The 1506-nt window shown below is 48.7% G+C and carries 2 protein-coding genes; both read right to left on the bottom strand.

The window, feature by feature from the left end:
• Positions 1–204: 204 nt before the first annotated feature.
• Positions 205–1101: an IS3 family transposase gene (locus DXD04_RS16560; protein ID WP_259299588.1), complete on the bottom strand. Its 897-nt coding sequence runs from the start codon at positions 1099–1101 to the stop codon at positions 205–207.
• A gap of 8 nt (positions 1102–1109) precedes the next feature.
• The gene (locus DXD04_RS16555; RefSeq protein WP_117674217.1) at positions 1110–1466 is read right to left on the bottom strand and encodes a hypothetical protein; all 357 of its coding nucleotides are present in this window, start codon (positions 1464–1466) and stop codon (positions 1110–1112) included.
• Positions 1467–1506 lie beyond the last annotated feature (40 nt).

Below are 1506 nucleotides of genomic sequence, written 5' to 3'. Positions count from 1 at the left end.
TGAAGTGTACTGAAAATAGTTGTCAGTTTGAAGATTAATTCCTGACAAAGTTGACAGGTTAAACATTATATTCCTAAAAAGGTTGTCAGTTCTGCAAAACTACAACAAAAACTCAATATCCGTATATTTTCTCCCTAAAAACTCATCGCTCGGGGAGCGCCGTGCGGCAAGGGGCGGGAGCACCCGTCCCGACGAGCACATCATTCAATTATACCGATATTCCATAAGAGGGTTTCCTCCTCTGCCTGAGAAAATCTCCATAGGGGTCTTCATTCCCAGTGCCTTGTGCGGTCTGGCATTGTTGTACATCGCAACGGATTTACTGACGGCTTCCTCTGCCTGTCTGAAGTCCATATCACCTTCATTGAAGAGCCATCCGTTCTTCAGGGTGTTGTTCATCCTCTCGGCCAGGGCATTGTGAAGCGGGTCTCCCGTCTGGGTCATGCTGATTCTGATGCCTTGTGAAAGCAGCAGGTCCGTGTACTGCTTCGAGGCATACTGCACGCCGCGGTCAGAGTGGTGTATCATGCCCTCCGTACTGATTCCGTAGGCACGGTAGGTCTCAAGAGCCATGTACATGGCTTTCAGCGGTCCCTCCGCATCCAGACTCCTGCTAAGGCAATATCCCACTATGTATCTGCTGTAGGCATCGGTCACCAGTGAGAGATAGGCAAAGCCTTCTCTGGTGTAGATATAGGTGATGTCCGCCACCACAAGCCGGCCATTGCCCGCAGGTGTGTACTTGGGAGAAGTGTTTACAAGATCCCTGTAAAGACGGTAACCGTGTCTGGAGTCCGTAGTACGCGGACGATACCTTGTCCGCCTGAGCATGAGCGAGTTGGAACGGAGCACATTGTAAAACCTGTCCCGTCCTATGGTAAACTTTTCCCTGAAGTATTCACGGCAGAGTGTGTAGAGTTCCCGGCAGCCCGCTTTGGGAAGACGTTCCTTCTGGCGGACGTACAGGCAGTACAATACAATGCTGGCAGAGAGTATGTCAGCCTCGTTTGAGGCATAGTCATGCTTGTAGTATCCCTGTGCTGATATGCCAAGCAATCTGCAAAGCGGACGCACGCGGTAACGGCGTCCGCCTTGAGACAGGCCCCGGATTACTTGGCACCGGAGTTTTTTCTTACCGGAATGTTATAGGTCTTTTCCGCAAGGTCAATCATGCAGTCGTAGGCGTCACGGGCCATGTTGGACTGCTTCAACTCTACTTCCAGGGACTTGATTTTCCGCTCGAGCTCATGAATACGGTCATGAAGCTCCTGTTCCGTCTGACTTAGTTTCTTGCTCATAATGGGACTTGGTTTATCTTCAATCCCAAAGATACGAAGCCAGCGGCTAATTGTGGTACGTTTCAGACCTTTTTCACGTTCAAATTCACTGTGATTCTGAGAAGAACACATGTATTCTTCCAGATAAGACAGACATTCTGCCTTTGAATACTTTCGATTTTTACGCATGTTACTAAATAAATTGTGTCAACTTATTTAGTACACTACA

The sequence above is a fragment of the Phocaeicola plebeius genome, assembly GCF_003437535.1.
Taxonomy (GTDB): Bacteria; Bacteroidota; Bacteroidia; order Bacteroidales; family Bacteroidaceae; genus Phocaeicola; species Phocaeicola plebeius_A.
The sequence above is the reverse complement of the archived record's forward strand: the minus strand, read 5'-3'. Positions and strand labels throughout refer to the sequence as shown.

Coding starts and splice junctions, on each gene's coding strand:
- DXD04_RS16555 (WP_117674217.1), bottom strand. CDS start 1,466: ATGCGTAAAAATCGAAAGTATTCAAAGGCAGAATGTCTGTCTTATCTG.